Here is a 17,355-nt window from a genome sequence, read left to right as displayed (position 1 = left end):
ACCTTGCTTTTTCTCTCGATTCATTTCCTGATATTTCGATTGAACCAACGTTAGGAGCTTACTGTCTCGATGATTCGTTATTCGCCACAGGATCTGAAAGTGGTTCTTCTTTTTCATGGAACACTTCTTCTACCGATTCTTTCACGCTCGTTAACGATACCGGACTCTACACTGTTCAGGTGACTTCGCCTGCTAACTGCGTTTATACTGATTCGCTTTATGTCGATACGGTTGGGTTCTTAAATACTTCGGTAAATTATGCTTCTTCTACTCTCCCGGGGTGTGTTGGTGCGCAGGCTTCAGTAATGAACACGTTTGGGGTTCCGCCTTTTTCGTACAACTGGTCCAATGGTGACACTCTTGCTTCTACTTTCTTCGATACGGGGATGCATTCTGTCTTGGTGACTGATTCTGTAGGGTGCTCCTTTTCTGACACTTTTTTTGTGGCTCCAGACTCATTGGCGCTTTGGGTTTCCGATACGGCTAGTTTATGTCCCGGGGATTCGATTTTTTTGGCGACTACTGATACGACTTCTTCTTTCCCTAAAAGCTGGTCGGTTGTCACGCCTAACACTACTTTGAGTGATTCTGCTGACACGGTGGTTATTGAGCCGATTCTCAGTGGTAGTTATTCGGTGGAATTGGTTTATTCTGCTGGAAGTTGTTTGGATACGTTGGCCACGAGTTTTACGGTTGATCCTTTTCCTTCTTTTTCGATTGTGCCAACTGATTCTATCGTTTGTTTTGGTGATTCTGCCAGTGTGCAGGATTTACCGGGATATTCTTACTCCTGGAGCAATGGCAGTCAGGATCATTTCACTGCTATTTCTTCTTCAGGTTGGTTGAGTGTGGACATCACTTCTCCGGCAGGGTGTCTTTTTACTGATTCGCTTTTTATCGACAGTTTGATCGAGGTGGACATTACGCTGCCGGCTGATACGGCTATTTGTACTGGTGATTCTTTTACGGTAACTATTCCTTCCGGTCAGAGCCTTGATTACCTCGTGTGGAGTGATGGTGATTCTTCTTACCAAAAGGTGATCGACTCGTCTGGTTTGTTCTATGTGGAAGCGCAAAACAGTTGTGGTGTTTTCAGGGATTCCATAAATGTCGGTTTCATCGAGAGGGTACAGTCTTTTGACATTCCGGATACTTCATTTTGCCGGGGTGGTTCTTTGGAGATCAGCATTCAGGACTCCAACGCTTCTTCTTTTATTTGGGGAGATGGTTTTAATGGATCTGACCGTGAAATTGAAAACTCTGGTTCTTTTTCACTCACTGCTCTCAACCTCTGCGGGTTTGAAACGGATTCGTTCTCGGTGAGGGTGATCGATACGCCTTTTGTGGATATAAATGATGCATATCAGTACTGTGACGAGGTTCCGGTGGAGATCGATTTGCCGGCTCAGTACAGTTACCAGTCGATGATTGGTGTTGCGGGTAATGACAACATCGTGTACTCGCAAACGGGATCTGACCGTGTGGTTGTGGAGAATGAATTTGGTTGTGAGAGTGTTTACCAGGTGGTGATTGAAGGCTGTGCTATCGAGGTGATTATTCCGAATGTGTTTACGCCTAATGGTGACGGACTCAATGACGGGTTTGAGATTAAAAACCTGGATGGCCCTGATTTTCACTTGAGGATTTACAACCGCTGGGGGACGTTGGTTTTTGACAACGAGAATTTTATGAAGTCGTGGGATGGGCACATAAACGGTTCGCCTGCTTCTGACGGAACGTATTACTATATCCTAGAAGTGGATCCCGCGATTCAAACGGTGGGGAACAAGCATACTTATAAAGGATTTTTGGAGTTGGTGAGGTAAAAAAGAGAGGCACCTTCTTTTGAAGGTGCCTCTCAAAACTCAGCTTATTGATTGATTTTTAATCTACATTGTCGTGGAGAAAAGAGTTCCCTCTGTTTAATCCACCGTTCTTATCATCAGAACTTTCATTTTCATCGCCTAGTGTGTAGCGAGAAACCTGTGACTCTGACGAATGAGGAGTGTCGTTCAATTGTATTCTTCTCCTTTTGTAAGCAGGCTCATTTTCGAGATCAGACAAGCCTTGAGGTGAACGCATTCTACCAGTTAAATCATTGAGTCGCTTCATGCGTTCTTTTGCTCTTGCCTGCTGCTCTTCCATCGAAATTTCTTGTTGTTGACTCGATGTTTGAGTTTCTGGCTGGTGATTTTCTTTTTGCTCAGAACGCTGCTCTGGCTGATTATCATTTTTCAGATATGGCTCAAAATCGTCTTGTGGCATTGCCTGCTCACGAGGCTTTGATTTATCATTCTCGAGATCGAACTCGATCGTACCCTGGTTCTGACTATCAGATTTTGAATCGTCATTCTTCAGGTACGGTTCGTTCTCTTCTTCTTTTTTCTCTGGCTCAGCGGGTTCACTCTTTTGGTTCTGATCATTACTCACAGGATCAGTCAAGCGAGTATCCACATCTTCTTCAAGCTTGTGCACTTTACGCTGCGGCTTCTCTTCAAGAGAACTTGCTCCGGCATCGGGTGCGCTCTTGAAACCAGTTGCGATAATCGTTACGCGCAAACCTTCAGCGAGACTTTCATTTGATCCGTAACCCCAAATAACATCTGCGGTTGAACCGGCCTCTTCCTGGATGTAATCTGTGATATCAGAGATTTCGTCCATCGTGAGTTCGTGCTCTTCGCTCCCATATTCCATGTTGAGGAGTACATAACGTGCACCTTTGATATCGTTGTCATTGAGCAACGGAGATGCGAGTGCCTGTTCAACAGCTTTGATAGATCTGTTATCTCCCTCAGCAAAGGCAGATCCCATGATCGCAACACCACTGTCGTCCATCACTGTGCGAACATCTTCAAAGTCAACGTTCACGTGACCTGTACGAGTGATAATTTCAGCGATGCCTTTTGCGGCAGTCGATAAAACATCATCTGCCTGAGCAAAAGCTTCGCCCATTTTGAGATTGCCGTACATTTCACGGAGTTTATCGTTGTTGATCACGAGAAGTGTATCAACATGATCGCGAATAGCTTTTATTCCTTCCTCAGCTTGTTGGCGTCTTTTTCTACCTTCAAAGAAGAATGGCATGGTCACAATTCCGACTGTTAGAATACCAAGTTCTTTGCAAGCCTCAGCAATGATTGGCGCTGCTCCGGTTCCGGTACCACCGCCCATTCCGGCAGTGATAAATACCATTTTGGTGTTTTTGAGAAGTTCATCTCTCACTTCATCGATGGTTTCAATAGCTGCATTTTTACCAACTTCAGGCTTTGAACCAGCTCCGCGACCTTCAGTGAGGCTGGCGCCTAACTGAACTTTATGTGGTACAGGGCTAGCTTCCAGCGCCTGGTTATCAGTATTGCAAATAATGAAGTCTACACCTTCAATTCCTTGTTTATACATGTGATTGACAGCGTTGCTTCCCCCGCCACCAATACCGAGCACCTTGATGATAGATGGTGCGTTTTTAGGCAAATCAAATTCCATAAGCTCGAGTTTTTTCAATCAATTAAACATTGCCGTCATCAAAAAATTCGCGGCTTTTTTCTTTTATAATGTTGAAGAATCCCGACATACCTCTTTTCATTTTAGGCTGCTCATCGGAACTTTCTTCCGTTTCTTTTTCGCTCTCTGGCTGATTCGTTTTTTCGAGTCGTTCGTAACCTTTCAAAATTAAACCGGCACCGGTTGAAAAGCTCGGACTCGTAACTTCGTCAGATCCTTTTACGAGATGTTCTGTAGGATAGCCGATTCGTGTATCCATTCCGGTCATAAATTCAAACAGCTGAGAGATGTGTTTCATCTGTGCTCCGCCTCCGGTTATGACGATTCCGGCAATAAGCTTGTTCTCGAATCCGCTGTTTTTGATCTCGTAATAAATCTGCTCGATGATTTCTTCCATTCTCGCCTGAATGATATGAGCCAGGTTCTGAACAGAAATCTCTTTTGGCTCTCTTCCTCTCAGACCCGGAATAGCAACGATCTCATGAGCTGATGTGTGATCAGCTAAGGCTGAGCCGAATTTAATCTTCAATTGCTCTGCCTGCTTCTTGATAATCGTGCATCCTTCTTTGATATCCTCAGTGATAATGTTTCCACCGAATGGAATCACAGCAGTGTGCCTGATGATACCTTCTTTGAAAATAGCAACATCAGTAGTACCGCCACCAATATCAACTAAAACAACACCAGCTTCTTTCTCTTCAGAACTCAAAACAGCATCTGATGAAGCGAGTGGTTCAAGGATTAAATTAGCTACTTCTAATCCGGCTTTTGTAACACATTTGTAGATGTTCTTTGCTGCAGCAATTTCACCGGTTATGATGTGGAAATTAGCTTCCAGTCTGCCACCCGACATACCAATTGGATCCTGAATTCCCTGTTCGTTGTCGACAGTAAATTCCTGAGGTAACACATCAATAATGCGTTCGCCCGGAAGCATAACGAGCTTGTACATATCGTTGATGAGATCATCGATATCAGCTTGTGTAATCTCGTCCTCGTAAGAACTTCTCATCTTTACTCCGCGATGTTGTAAGCTTCTGATATGCTGACCTGCAATACCAACATTGACAACGTTGATCTTAACGCCAGATTTTTCTTCAGCCTCTTCAACAGCTTTTGTAATTGCATCAACAGTGGGTGATATATGGGTAACCACACCGCGATTAACTCCGATGCTTTCGGTTTTCCCCATTCCCAATATTTCGAGTTTGCCGTGCTCATTCTTGCGACCTACCAATGCTGCAATTTTGGTAGTCCCAATATCGAGGCCAACTATTATTTCATCTTGCTGATCCATAAGCTAATTTTTTGTACAAACTACCTGGTTGTGGTATTTTAAATTAATTACTTCATATTCGTTCCAACCGGTTTTATTCAAACCATCGTAGTAGAATATCTTCAGTTTATTCAGTTTTTCTTTCAGATCCTGAGCATCTCCGAGAATTATTCTGTGGTCGCCCACTCGCGGTATCAACTCGTAATCATTATTTTCATTCACATAAACCTGATTGAATTGTGCGTTCCACAATTCATCTTCTCTAATCGTTGAAACCAAACGATACAATTCGTGCAATTTCAACTTTTCGCTGTTCAGTTTCTTCCCTGAGGTGTCAGCGTAATTTTGCTGATAACTGAGGTTAAATGGAACACGAATATTCCCGTTTGCCACCGGAACATGAGCTGTATAATTACCAGAAAGTGGCATTAAAGCACCTTCATCATCTATATAAAAGCTCTCATTTCCACTGTAAACGCGGACTATAGGGTTTCGCTGTTCAATTTCAACCATAAGTTCCCCATTGATCGTGGAATATACTTGAGATTTCTTTACAGACGGATAGCGATCAAAAAATTCTTCTAACGATGTTATGTTAATACTGCGCACAGATTGAGCTCCGGTAGCATATCCCATATTTTTTACGGCTTGCTCAACTTCTGAGGTACTCACAAAAAAGTTCCCCTGATCAGTGTGGATATTTACCCGTAAATCTGAATACTTTTTAGATGCCAATTCGCTCTCTGTAAATCCGAGCACGACTATCAACCCGACAACCGAGAGTACCCAGCCCGCTATGTTCAATACTCGCTTCATCGGGTTAACTCCTCTTTTAAAGGTTCAACAAGTTTGCTGATATCTCCGGCACCAATTGTCACTAACAATTCTGGCTTTTCATCACCAATTCTTTTTACAACTGCTTTTTTGGTCAGAACCTCTACTTTATCAGCATTGATTTCTTTAGCCAGCTTATTGCTGTCAACTCCCGGTATGGGTCGTTCCCTTGCTGGGTAAATCGGCAAGAGATAAACCGTTTCACAACTCGATAAAGCCTTGCCAAAATCCTTCATATAATCTCTTGTTCGAGAATAAAGATGTGGCTGAAAAACAGCTGTTATCTTTTTATTTGGATGTGCTTCTTTAACTGCTGATATCAATGAGCTAATCTCATTGGGATGATGAGCATAGTCATCGATGAATATTGTATCGTCTTTTAGCTTGTACTCAAATCGCCTGTAAACTCCTTCAAAAGTTTGAAGTCCCTGGCGTAGTAAGTCAATATTCAACCCGAGCTGTACACAAACACCTAAAGCGGCTACAATATTTTCAAGATTGTGCCGACCGGGAAGTGTTACCTTAAACCCTTCATGAAGCGTGCCTTTAAAGTCGAGGTCAAACGAGGTTACGCCCTGGTTCTGACCGATATTTACAGCCATAATATCAGCTCCTTCCTCCAGTCCATAAGTATAGTGAGTTCCTTTGAGCTCCAGTTTTTCCTCAGCATCATTGTGAATCACCAAAAATCCGGAAATCAATTTCGCGAAACTCTCAAACCCTTCGATAAATCCTTTTTCACTCTCGTAAATATCGAGATGATCGGCATCTACGCTTGTAATTATCCCGGCATAAGGGTGCAGCTGGAGGAATGAACGATCGTATTCATCAGCCTCTATGACAGTGTAGTTAGCATCTTTACTCTGAATGAAATTCGTTTTGTAATTATTCATGATTCCGCCAACGAAGCCATTGACTTTTCCCGTAGCGTAATGCATCAAATGCGTTAAAATGGCTGATGTCGTGGTTTTTCCATGCGTTCCGGCCACGCCAATTGTGCGCTCCAGCTTAGTAATTTCACCCAGAACCTGAGAACGTTTGTACATCAGCACTCCAGATGAAAGTGCGGCTTTCCACTCGCCTAAATCTGAAGGAATTGCTGGTGTATAAATAATCAGATCAGCATCCTTAGGAATTTTATGTGGATTATCCTTGTAATGAATCTCCATTCCCTGCTTCTCGAGGTTTTCGGTCAGAGCCGACTTCACTCTATCGTAGCCGCTTATCCTCACTCCTCTGGCATGAAAATACCTGGCAAGTGCGCTCATACCAATACCGCCTATGCCCAAAAAATAGATATGTTTCGCTTCTTCGAGATTCACTTTTCTGCCAGTTTTATTACTTCGTTTGCAATGATATCTGCAGAGTCATGCACGGCAAGACCCGCTATATTTCGAGCTAAGTTTTCGAGCTTATTATCGTCTGTTATTGTAGTTGAAATGGTTGAAATCAATCCCTTACCTAAATCTTTATCGCGAATCATCAATGCTGCATTTCTATTGACTAATGCCATTGCATTTTTAGCCTGGTGATCTTCCGCAGCATAAGGAAATGGAACTAAAATAACCGGTTTTTGAACCAGTGATATTTCACTCACTGCTATTGCTCCGGCCCTACTTACTATCAAATCAGCCGCTGCATAAGCGAGATCCATTTCACTGATAAATTCGCACACTTTTATGTTTTGTGCACCGCTTTTTTCAACGGCACTTTTCACTTGTTCATGTGTCAATTTACCTGTTTGCCAAATCAATTGATAATCTGATTTTGCAATATCATCAAGCCCATCAATTAGAGCATTATTGACTGATCTCGACCCCAGGCTACCGCCCACAACGAGCAAAGTTTTTTTATCCGGTTTTAATCCAAAGTGCTCAAGCCCTCTTTCTTTTTTTCCTTCAATTTGTATCACACTACTCCGAACCGGATTTCCAGACAACACAATTTTGTCTTGCGGAAAGTATTTTTCCATTCCAGGGTAAGCGACACAAACTTTACTCGCTTTTCTACTGAGAATTCTATTTGTGATTCCCGGAAGCGAATTTTGCTCCTGCAGCAATGCCGGAACATCGCGTTTCATAGCTGCTCTTAGAGTTGGACCGCTGGCATAACCTCCGGTTCCGACCGCAACATTTGGATTGAATTCTTTAACCAGTTTTTTTGCTTTTATGCTGCTGCTGATCAACTTAAATGGAAACGCTAAATTCTTTAGCGTCAAACTTCGCTGCAGTCCACTGATCCAAAGACCTTCAATTTCATAACCTGCAGCGGGAACTTTTTCCATTTCCATCTTGCCCTTTGCACCTACAAAAAGGAACTGCGCATCAGGGCGTTTTTTCCTGACAGCATCAGCAATTGCAATAGCCGGGAAGATGTGTCCGCCCGTACCTCCACCACTTATGATCACTTTAATTTGCGGCATCAGCAATGGGTTTGTTTACAGGTTCATTTTTGGATTCGTCTTCTTTATAATTTTCTTCAGTAGCGCCTACTTCAACAGCACGGCTAACGCTCAAAATGATTCCGAGCGAAATACAGGTAAACCACAAGCTCGTTCCTCCCATCGACACGAGTGGCAACGGCTGACCAGTTACCGGCAAGAGATTCACATTTACCGCCATATTTACAAGTCCCTGGAAAACGAGACTGAAACTGAGCCCGAGGACCAGATAAGCGCCAAAAGAATGCGGTACTGCCTGCACAATTCTAACCGCCCTGTATAGCAAAATGAGGTAGAACATCAAGATAAACAAGCCTCCCAGCAGTCCGTATTCCTCCAGTACGATTGCGTAAATGAAATCAGAATAAGGATGCGGCAAGAAGTTACGTTGGGTGGAGTTTCCGGGACCTTTCCCGAAAAATCCACCCGTTGCTATGGCTATTTTAGCTTGTTCAATTTGATAATTCCCATTTGGATCTTCCTCCTTATCAGATGCAAATCGCTCAACCCTGTTGATCCATGTTTCTGCACGGGGAAATAGATCGGGTTGAATCTTTGCAACGGCAAAGACGAGTAAAAGGGCTAACCCTCCGGCTGGAATAATCAACGACATGTGTCTGAGTCTAGATCCTGCCATGAACATCAGCATCAAAACAGATGTAAACAAAACAGCTGCTGTACTGAAGTTTGCGGGTAATATCAATCCACAAATCACAATTGCCGGTAAAATAATTGGAAGAAAACCTTTCGTAAAATCTTTGAGGTCGTCTTTCTTTACTGCAAGCGTTCGCGCTGTAAACATGATCAGAGCCAGCTTCGCTAAATCTGACGTTTGAAAAGACTGGTTGATCACCGGAATAACAAGCCAACGACTGGCATTATTGAGGTTCTGACCGAGAAGAAGTGTAAGAATCAATAACGGAATACTTATCCAAAACAAAAGCTGTGCAAAGCGCGATAAATAGCGGTAGTGCACTTTGTGAATCAGGTAGATGAACAGGAAGCCGGAAATAATAAACAACCCGTGTTTCAGGATGTAATAAAATGTGTTTCCGTCCTGGTATTTATACGCGAGTGTTACAATGGAACTGTACACCAGCAATACTGATGCAAGCGCCATGAACACCACGATCATCCAGATCACCCGATCTCCGCCAATATGTTTGAATAAGCGCGTCATTAAAGTGCTCTCACGTATTCTTTAAATTGGTTTCCGCGATCTTCATAACTCTCGAACAAATCAAAGCTGGCACACGCTGGAGACAACAAAACAGCTTCGCCTTTTCGCGACTCACGATAAGCCAGACCTACTGCTTCACGCATATCAGTAACATCGTGAATAACCGGTACAACATTGTCAAATGCTGCGTGTATTCGGCTGTTGTCTTTCCCGAGTGCGATAATCGCTTTTACACGATCTTTCACAAGGTCGAGAAGTTCTGAGTAATCATTTCCTTTATCAACTCCGCCTACAATCCAAACAGTTTGTGACTGCATAGATTCAAGAGCGTACCACGTTGAATTGATGTTCGTGGCTTTTGAGTCGTTGATGTACTCAACTCCTGAAACTGTTGTCACGTGTTCGAGACGGTGTTCAACATTTTGAAAATCACTCAAGCTGTCGCGAATGATTTCTTTGCGGATCTCTAAGATCCTTGAAGCAATTCCGCTAGCCATTCCGTTGCTCGCGTTATGCTTTCCCTGAAGTGCTAATTCTTGTATTGACATTTCTAATTCCCCGTTTATATTGATTATTAATTTTTCGTTTTCTAACCAGGCGTTCAATCCTTCCTGATATCCCATTGCTGAGAAGCTGTATTGTTTTGCTTTCAGATCGCGATTTTGAAGCTCGTCAACTACCGCTTTGCTATCGGCTGAGTAGATGAAGTGATCTTCTTCTGTTTGACTTTTTGTGATTCTGAATTTTGAATCGACATATCGGTCAAACTCATAATTGTAGCGATCGAGGTGATCGGGTGTGATGTTCAGTAAAATCGCTACATGAAACCGTGTTTCGTAAATGCGATCGAGCTGAAAAGAACTCACTTCGAGTACCCAGTAATCACGATCTCCTTCGAGAATTTGGCGGGCCAGGCTCTGACCGACATTACCTGCTAAACCAACATCCAAATTTGCCTTTTGCAGAATGTGGTAAAACAGCTTGACCGTTGTCGTTTTGCCGTTTGTTCCTGTTACTGCCAGTAGCTTTCCTTTAGTGAAGCGAGCTGCGAACTCGAGTTCGTCAATCACCGGAATCCTCAAAGTATCGAGCTTGCGGATGAGTGGAGCGGTATCGGGAATTCCCGGACTTTTCACCACTTCATCAGCGATCAATACTCTATCCTCAGTGTGACCACCTTCTTCAAATGGAATATCAGCATGTGAAAGAACGTCTTTCTTATCTTGCTTGAGATTTCCCGCATCGCTGAGAAAAACCTCAAATCCTTTTTCTTTTGCCAACAGTGCAGCACCAACTCCGCTCTCTCCTCCTCCGAGTACTACAATGCGCTTCATCTATCTCAATTTGAGCGTTACAATACTCAAAACAGCCAGTATGATGCCCACAATCCAAAACCTTGTTACAATCTTGGATTCGTGCATACCAAGCTTTTGGTAATGGTGATGAATGGGCGACATTTTAAAAATCCGCCTTCCTTCACCGTATTTCTTTTTCGTGTATTTGAAATAGCTCACCTGGAGCATTACCGATAAATTCTCAACTAAAAACACTCCGCAGAGCATTGGTAAAATCAGTTCTTTGCGAATAGCGAGCGCCACAACAGCTATGATTCCCCCAAGCGCGAGCGAACCAGTATCGCCCATGAAAACCTGAGCCGGATGCGAGTTGTACCACAAAAACCCAATACAGGCTCCTATGAAAGCTCCTATGAAAATGACCATCTCCCCAGATTCAGGGATGTACATAATGTTGAGATAATCGGCAAAAATGTAGTTACCCGATACAAAAGCGAAAATCCCGAGTCCAAGACCAATAATACCGCTCGTTCCGGCAGCCAGTCCGTCAATTCCATCGGTCATGTTAGCTCCGTTTGAAACTGCTGTAACGACTATGATCACAACCGGAATGTAGAGCAGCCAAACGTAATCTTTGTAGTTGTTGCCAAGCCATGCCAGGAACCAGCCGTAATCGAATTCATTGTCTTTGACAAAAGGAATTGTCGTTTTGGTTGAACGGTGTTCTTCCCACGTAAAGCTTTCTTCACTTTTGCTTTGGTCAGATCCTTGCTGAGCTTCGGTCACAACCTCTTGCTCTACTTTTTCTTTGATTACCACATCATCGTGGAAGTAGAGAACAGCTCCTGCTATAATTCCAATTCCAACCTGACCAACAATTTTGAATTTTCCCTGAAGGCCTTCTTTATTCTTCTTGAATACTTTGATGTAATCATCGATAAAACCGATAGCTCCCAGCCAAACGGTTGACACCAAAAGCAACAGGATGTAAATATTATCTAATCGAGCAAAAAGCAATGTTGGGATAATGATAGAAGCCAAAATCATGAGTCCGCCCATTGTTGGGGTTCCCTGCTTTTCGATTTGACCTTTCAGACCCAGGTCACGAACTGTTTCACCAACTTGCTGGCGCTGGAGTAAGCGAATAATGCTCTTCCCGAACACCATTGAAATGATGAGTGAAGTAATGACTGCCATTGCGGCTCTGAATGAGATGTACCGGAATACACCTGCACCGGGCAAGTCGAGCTGATTTAAATATTCGAACAGATAGTATAACATTACTTGAGTTCGTTAAATTGTTCGTTCAACACTTCGAGGTCATCAAAATGGTGCCTCACGCCATTCACTTCCTGGTAAGTCTCATGGCCTTTTCCGGCTATGAGAATAATATCTCCCGGTTGTGACAAAGCACAAGCCGTTTTAATCGCTTCTTCCCTGCTGGTAATGGTCAGAGCCTTTTTCAAGCCAACCGGGTCGAGGCCTTTTTTCATATCTTCGATAATTGCATCGGGATCTTCAGTTCTGGGATTGTCAGATGTCAACAAAACCCTGTCTCCATACTTGGCGGCTATTTGAGCCATCTCGGGTCGTTTACCTGCATCTCGGTCGCCACCGCAGCCCACAACTACAATCACAGATTCATTTCCCCCTCTGATTCCCTGAATTGTACTGAGTACATTTTCGAGTGCATCAGGAGTATGAGCATAATCAACAATTCCCGTTACACCATTTGGCGACTGGATATGCTGGAATCTTCCATCAACCGGATTGAGTGATGAAATTGCTGTCATCAGTTCGAGTTGATCAACACCCAGTACCATTCCGGTTCCGTAAACTGCTAAGAGATTGTAGGCATTAAACCTTCCTACCAGCTTCGTAAATAGTTCTTTCTCATCGAGGATGAGTTGTAAGCCTGTCAACTGATTCTCCAGTATCTTGGCCTTGAAGTTTGCCAGAGATTTGAGAGCAAAAGTTTCCACTTTCGCTTTTGTGTTCTGAACCATAACCTCAGCGTGGCGATCATCATTATTGATGAGTGCATGAGCATGCTGAGGCAGATTATCAAACAACATTTTTTTAGCAGCTATGTAGTTGTTGAATGACCCGTGATAGTCGAGATGATCGCGCGATATATTCGTAAATACAGCCACGTCAAAGTCCAAACCCGTTGTGCGGTGCTGAACGATAGCGTGCGAACTCGCCTCCATAAAGGCATATTCACAGCCTTCGTCAACCATCTGCTGTAAAAGTTGATTGATTTGAACCGTATCCGGTGTTGTGAGCGATGCTTCAATCTCTTTCGTTCCAATCTTGTTGACAACCGTAGATAGCAAACCACTCTTTTTCCCGAGATCGGTAAATAATTGATGCAGCAGTGTTACGACTGATGTTTTTCCGTTCGTACCTGTAACCGCTACAAGCTTGAGTTTCTTTGAAGGATGATCGTAGAAGTTTGAAGCCATATAAGCCAGCGCCTCGGCACTGTCTTTCACTCTAACGTAAGTGATATTTTCAATCGGTTCTGACGGTAATTGCTCACATACAACTGCTATTGATCCATTCTCAATCGCTTTGTCGATAAAGTCGTGACCGTCAACCTGTGTACCGCGCACAGCTACAAAAACTGAAAACTCAACAGCTTCGCGAGAATCGAAAACGATGTTTTCTATCGCTACGTTTGTCGAGCCAACAACTTCCTCTATTCGGGCTTTGTACAATATGTCTTTCAATAACTTCACGTCAACTCCAACTTTATTTTTTTGCCTTTTTGAATGCGAGTACCGGCTCTGAGTGATTGCTGCTTCACTACTCCACGACCAGTCACTTCAACATGAAGCCCCATGTTTTCGAGTAAATACACAGCGTCCTGAGCTGCCATACCGCGAACATTAGGGACCAGATTTGGCGTAACTTTTCGTTCGTGTATATTCACTGAGTCATTCTCAGTTTGAGTAAAAACCCACTCTGCTTTATCGTTATCCAAATGGTATTTCACATCAACTCTGTCGAATACAGACTTCAACTTATCGACATCACCGTTTTTGGAAACAGGAATTTTAGGTCGCTCAGCAACCTGGAGTGGCTGCAACTCATCGTGAATATCGATACTTGTCGAGTAAACTTTATCGGCAATTTCCTTGAAAATAGGCCCCGCTACAAGGTTTCCGTAATAAACATTTTTCGATGGCGCATTTACCACCACAATGCAGGAGTATTTGGGCTTATCAGCCGGGAAGTATCCGCAAAACGAAGCCTGATAACTCACATCATCGTAACCGAATTTCTCTCTTGCTATTTGAGCCGTTCCGGTTTTTCCTGCAATTCTGTAATCAGCTCCTCTCAGGTTTGTTGCCGTACCATCCAGTACAACTTCTTCAAGCATTTGCTGAGCTCTTTTGATCGTACCTTCTGAAGCAATTTGATCTTTCAAAACTACCGGCTCAAAGTCTTTTACAATTTTGCCGTGTTTTTGTATTGAATGGGCAAAAGAAGGTTTCATCATTTTACCATCATTTGCAACGGCATTGTAGAATGTCAAAATTTGAAGAGGAGTCAGCTGTAGCTCATAACCGTGACTCATCCATGGCAGCGTAATACCACTCCATGTTTCATCATCTGCATCCTTAATATAAGGCACACCTTCACCGGCAATTTCAATTCCGGTTGGCTCATCGAGTCGGAAATCTTTTAGACGATCGACAAAACCCTGCGGGTTAGACTTGTAATACTTATTAATGATCTTCGCGATCGCGATGTTCGATGAAACGGCAAATGCTCTTTTCACCGAAATCTCACCATAACCGCCCTCTTTCGAATCATACATTGGTGTATCATAAAAGAGGTGTTTCCCATTGCCGGTTTCAATTTTATGATCGAGATCGATAAAACCGTCTTCCATTGCAGCCATGTAGGAAGCAAGCTTGATGGTAGATCCCGGCTCAGTGCTGGATCCGACCGCGAAATTGTAACTCTCGTAGTACTGATTGTCAGATCCTTTTTGAAGATTAGCGATAGCCCTGATCTCTCCGGTATTCACCTCCATCAGAACTACACAGCCGTGATCAGCCTCGTGCTTTTTGAGCTGTTTCATGAGTGCGTACTCCGCAACATCCTGAATATTGACATCAATTGTACTGTACAAATCAGCCCCGTCTTCCGGTTCAATTTCATTTTCATCATTGACCGGCATCCAAACACCACCGGCAATTTTCTTCATGAGCCGTTTTCCGCTGTTTCCGTGAAGCACATCGTGATAAGCCCCTTCGAGACCAACAGACTCTAAGCCTTCACGATCGTAGCCAATCGTGCGAGCTGCTAACAATCTAAATGGCTTTTGACGCTTATTCTGTTGCACATAAATAAAACCGCCTTTATAACGACCTCTTCTAAATAAAGGAAACTCCCTCATCGCTTTGAGATCATTGTACTTGACGTTTCTCTTAATAAGGTGGAATCGCTCTCCCTGGTTCCGGGCGTTTACAAGTTCTCGCTTGTACTGAAAAGGCGTTTTGTCTCTAAATAAATTCGAGAGTGATCTGGCCAGTGAATCAACTTTGCTATTGAACAACTCATCACTTAGCGCATCAGCGTTTGGATCAAAGCGCACTTCATAAATAGGAACTGAAGTCGCGAGTAACCTTGAGTTGTAATCGTAGATGTTACCACGAACAGCATCAATCGTCCTGTACTTCACCGTGAGGTTTTCTGCTTTTTCACGCCACTGATCGCCCTGCACATACATAATTTGTACAGTTTTAAAAACGATAGCAAAAGCAAACACCCCCAGTAAAAAATACAGGAGATACACGCGCATCATTTTGCTATGTTTCTTAGGCTTACTCATCTATTCCTATAGCTTCTTTTTCTTCTTCAGTCACTACTATTTTCCTGGGCGGCTGGTAAGACTCTTCAAGCCCCAGACCTCTTTTTTCAATAATCTTTATCAACTCACTTTGCTTGGTCGTGTACATCAAATCACTTTTCGTTGTGATGTATTCACTCCGCAACTCCTTCAATTCATTTGTCACCTTATTAATATCTCTCACTGTACCTTCAGCCATGTAGCCATTCGCGATGTAGAGCAAAGCCAAAAAACCCAAAAAGAGCATGTAGGGAAGATTCTTCACCACTGCATCTTTAGCCAAAAAGTTTCCGCTCACCAGATCTTTCACCGGCTGCATCACCTTTCTTCTGCTTTTTTGTTGTTCTTTTTCCTCAGCCATTTTTAATCGCAACCCTCATTTTTGCGCTTCTCGCTCTCGGGTTTCTTTTTATTTCTTCTTCGGTCGGAACCGTAACTTTATTCTTTACAGGTTTAAGCGGTCTTATCAGGTTTCCGTAAAAATCCTTCTCAGGCTTCCCAGAAAAATTCCCGGTTTTCAGGAAATTCTTCACCAGCCGATCTTCGAGTGAGTGATACGAGATCACTACTAGCCGACCACCTTCATCGAGCACATCAACAGATTGAATCAGCAGTTCCTCCAAAGCCTTTAGTTCATCATTCACCTCAATTCGCAGAGCCTGAAAAACCTGAGCGAAGAACTGAGCCATTTTATTTTTTGGTCCGAACCGCTCCACGACCGACTTCAGTTTCTCAACCGTATCGATCGACTCCGTATCACGCACACTGACTAACTCTCTTGCAATCAGCTTTGCTTTCCTCAACTCACCATAGAGCTTAAATATTCGCTCTAAAGCTTCTTCATCGTACTCTGCCACAACCTGAGCAGCTGATTTTTTTACTGATTGATCCATTCTCATATCGAGCGGACCATCAAACCGGGTTGAAAACCCTCTTTCTCCGGTATCAAACTGATGTGATGAAACACCTAAATCAGCCAGAACACCATCAACAGGAAGAGCATCATGCATTCTCAGGTAATTTTTCAAAAACCTGAAGTTCGCTTCAACCAACTCGAATCGCTCATCATCGAGCTGGTTTTTAACTGCATCTTCATCCTGATCGAAAGCGATCAACCTACCGCTACCACCCAACTTTTCAAGGATCGTTTTACTGTGTCCACCACCACCAAAGGTGACATCGACATAAATACCCGAAGGATCAATACTCAACCCCTCAATCGCTTCACTCAACAAAACCGGATCGTGATACATCACTCGTCAGTTTTATCATCGAGCTCACCCATCACATCTTCAGCGAGTGAAGCAAAATCATCCATATCTTCTTCCATCACTTCTTCGTAACGGTCTTTTGCCCAAACTTCAATTCTGTTAGCGTAGGCAAACAGCACTATTTCTTTTGATATCTCTGCCGATTTAGCAAGTGTACGCGGCAACAACAACCTACCCGTTCCATCGAGTAAAAGCTGAGTAGCCCCGTTGTGAAACTGACGGTAGAACTTGCGATTCTTCGCAACAAACAGGTTCAACTTTTCAAACTTCTGCGTTTCCTTTTCCCATTCGTTCATCGGATACAACACAAGACACCCCTCGAAACCACGGTTGATCACAAACTTCTCCTGGGCTGCAGGATCAAGCTGTTTCTTCAACCCCGAAGGCATCATGAACCGCCCCTTGGTATCTACTTTGCAATGATATTCTCCGATGAAATTAGCCATGTAACTACTACCGTCTTTTCAGAACGTAAAAGTATTGAAAATTTACCACTTTCTACCACTTCTTACCACTTTGTTGAAAACTTTCGGCTAAACGAGGGTTTTCAACAGCAAACGACAGTTGGCTATATTGCGGATCTGACCGTAAATACAAAGGGAAAATTATTCAGGTGGCAAAGAGTGGTAAAGTCGATTATGTGTCAACACGAGTTTGTTGAAACGAAAAGGGCTTTCTGCAACGGGTTAATGAA

The 17,355-nt window shown here is 43.3% G+C and carries 14 protein-coding genes; 1 reads left to right on the top strand and 13 read right to left on the bottom strand.

The features are described 5' to 3' along the window. On the top strand, positions 1-1,826 hold a 1,826-nt coding region (locus tag F3059_RS11930; protein WP_151169560.1), incomplete at its 5' end, for a gliding motility-associated C-terminal domain-containing protein. Between the two features lie 58 nt (positions 1,827-1,884). Here F3059_RS11930 and ftsZ read toward each other — a convergent pair. The 13 genes from ftsZ to mraZ are packed head-to-tail and all read right to left on the bottom strand — an operon-like array spanning position 1,885 to position 17,107. Further along, entirely contained in the window at positions 1,885-3,483 is a 1,599-nt protein-coding gene (gene ftsZ, locus F3059_RS11925; RefSeq protein WP_151169558.1) for a cell division protein FtsZ, read from the bottom strand. Between the two features lie 22 nt (positions 3,484-3,505). After that, positions 3,506-4,798, bottom strand: coding sequence for a cell division protein FtsA (gene ftsA / locus F3059_RS11920; RefSeq protein ID WP_151169556.1), 1,293 nt, complete (start codon positions 4,796-4,798; stop codon positions 3,506-3,508). Positions 4,799-4,801: 3 nt separating this feature from the next. After that, positions 4,802-5,593 (bottom strand): cell division protein FtsQ/DivIB, encoded by a 792-nt coding sequence (locus F3059_RS11915; RefSeq protein ID WP_151169554.1) that lies wholly within the window; start codon positions 5,591-5,593, stop codon positions 4,802-4,804. Beyond that, positions 5,590-6,933 carry a UDP-N-acetylmuramate--L-alanine ligase gene (gene murC, locus F3059_RS11910; RefSeq protein ID WP_151169552.1) on the bottom strand — a complete coding sequence of 448 codons (1,344 nt, stop codon included), beginning with the start codon at positions 6,931-6,933 and terminating at the stop codon, positions 5,590-5,592. Before murC ends, F3059_RS11915 begins: the two co-directional genes overlap by 4 nt. Beyond that, positions 6,930-8,033 carry an undecaprenyldiphospho-muramoylpentapeptide beta-N-acetylglucosaminyltransferase gene (gene murG, locus F3059_RS11905; RefSeq protein WP_223274609.1) on the bottom strand — a complete coding sequence of 368 codons (1,104 nt, stop codon included), beginning with the start codon at positions 8,031-8,033 and terminating at the stop codon, positions 6,930-6,932. The genes murC and murG overlap by 4 nt, the downstream gene beginning before the upstream one ends. Further along, the gene (locus F3059_RS11900; RefSeq protein WP_151169550.1) at positions 8,020-9,231 is read right to left on the bottom strand and encodes an FtsW/RodA/SpoVE family cell cycle protein; all 1,212 of its coding nucleotides are present in this window, start codon (positions 9,229-9,231) and stop codon (positions 8,020-8,022) included. The genes murG and F3059_RS11900 overlap by 14 nt, the downstream gene beginning before the upstream one ends. Then, positions 9,231-10,565: a UDP-N-acetylmuramoyl-L-alanine--D-glutamate ligase gene (gene murD, locus F3059_RS11895; RefSeq protein ID WP_151169548.1), complete on the bottom strand. Its 1,335-nt coding sequence runs from the start codon at positions 10,563-10,565 to the stop codon at positions 9,231-9,233. Before murD ends, F3059_RS11900 begins: the two co-directional genes overlap by 1 nt. Further along, positions 10,566-11,807 carry a phospho-N-acetylmuramoyl-pentapeptide-transferase gene (gene mraY, locus F3059_RS11890; protein WP_151169546.1) on the bottom strand — a complete coding sequence of 414 codons (1,242 nt, stop codon included), beginning with the start codon at positions 11,805-11,807 and terminating at the stop codon, positions 10,566-10,568. It abuts the gene before it with no gap. Next, positions 11,807-13,267, bottom strand: coding sequence for a UDP-N-acetylmuramoyl-L-alanyl-D-glutamate--2,6-diaminopimelate ligase (locus F3059_RS11885; protein WP_151169544.1), 1,461 nt, complete (start codon positions 13,265-13,267; stop codon positions 11,807-11,809). Before F3059_RS11885 ends, mraY begins: the two co-directional genes overlap by 1 nt. Then, positions 13,264-15,372 (bottom strand): penicillin-binding protein, encoded by a 2,109-nt coding sequence (locus F3059_RS11880; RefSeq protein ID WP_151169542.1) that lies wholly within the window; start codon positions 15,370-15,372, stop codon positions 13,264-13,266. The genes F3059_RS11885 and F3059_RS11880 overlap by 4 nt, the downstream gene beginning before the upstream one ends. Further along, positions 15,365-15,751 carry an FtsL-like putative cell division protein gene (locus F3059_RS11875; protein WP_189683224.1) on the bottom strand — a complete coding sequence of 129 codons (387 nt, stop codon included), beginning with the start codon at positions 15,749-15,751 and terminating at the stop codon, positions 15,365-15,367. Before F3059_RS11875 ends, F3059_RS11880 begins: the two co-directional genes overlap by 8 nt. Beyond that, positions 15,744-16,643: a 16S rRNA (cytosine(1402)-N(4))-methyltransferase RsmH gene (rsmH, locus tag F3059_RS11870; RefSeq protein ID WP_189683223.1), complete on the bottom strand. Its 900-nt coding sequence runs from the start codon at positions 16,641-16,643 to the stop codon at positions 15,744-15,746. Before rsmH ends, F3059_RS11875 begins: the two co-directional genes overlap by 8 nt. Beyond that, positions 16,643-17,107, bottom strand: coding sequence for a division/cell wall cluster transcriptional repressor MraZ (mraZ, locus tag F3059_RS11865; protein WP_151169538.1), 465 nt, complete (start codon positions 17,105-17,107; stop codon positions 16,643-16,645). Before mraZ ends, rsmH begins: the two co-directional genes overlap by 1 nt. Between the last annotated feature and the right edge of the window lie 248 nt (positions 17,108-17,355).

Source organism: Salibacter halophilus, assembly GCF_008806325.1.
In the GTDB taxonomy this organism is placed as follows: Bacteria; Bacteroidota; Bacteroidia; order Flavobacteriales_G; family Salibacteraceae; genus Salibacter; species Salibacter halophilus.
This window is presented reverse-complemented; position numbering and strand designations above follow the sequence as displayed.

Coding starts and splice junctions, on each gene's coding strand:
- F3059_RS11875 (WP_189683224.1), bottom strand. CDS start 15,751: ATGGCTGAGGAAAAAGAACAACAAAAAAGCAGAAGAAAGGTGATGCAG.
- ftsA (WP_151169556.1), bottom strand. CDS start 4,798: ATGGATCAGCAAGATGAAATAATAGTTGGCCTCGATATTGGGACTACC.
- mraY (WP_151169546.1), bottom strand. CDS start 11,807: ATGTTATACTATCTGTTCGAATATTTAAATCAGCTCGACTTGCCCGGT.
- ftsZ (WP_151169558.1), bottom strand. CDS start 3,483: ATGGAATTTGATTTGCCTAAAAACGCACCATCTATCATCAAGGTGCTC.
- rsmH (WP_189683223.1), bottom strand. CDS start 16,643: ATGTATCACGATCCGGTTTTGTTGAGTGAAGCGATTGAGGGGTTGAGT.
- F3059_RS11915 (WP_151169554.1), bottom strand. CDS start 5,593: ATGAAGCGAGTATTGAACATAGCGGGCTGGGTACTCTCGGTTGTCGGG.
- murD (WP_151169548.1), bottom strand. CDS start 10,565: ATGAAGCGCATTGTAGTACTCGGAGGAGGAGAGAGCGGAGTTGGTGCT.
- F3059_RS11880 (WP_151169542.1), bottom strand. CDS start 15,372: ATGAGTAAGCCTAAGAAACATAGCAAAATGATGCGCGTGTATCTCCTG.
- mraZ (WP_151169538.1), bottom strand. CDS start 17,107: ATGGCTAATTTCATCGGAGAATATCATTGCAAAGTAGATACCAAGGGG.
- F3059_RS11900 (WP_151169550.1), bottom strand. CDS start 9,231: ATGACGCGCTTATTCAAACATATTGGCGGAGATCGGGTGATCTGGATG.
- murG (WP_223274609.1), bottom strand. CDS start 8,033: ATGCCGCAAATTAAAGTGATCATAAGTGGTGGAGGTACGGGCGGACAC.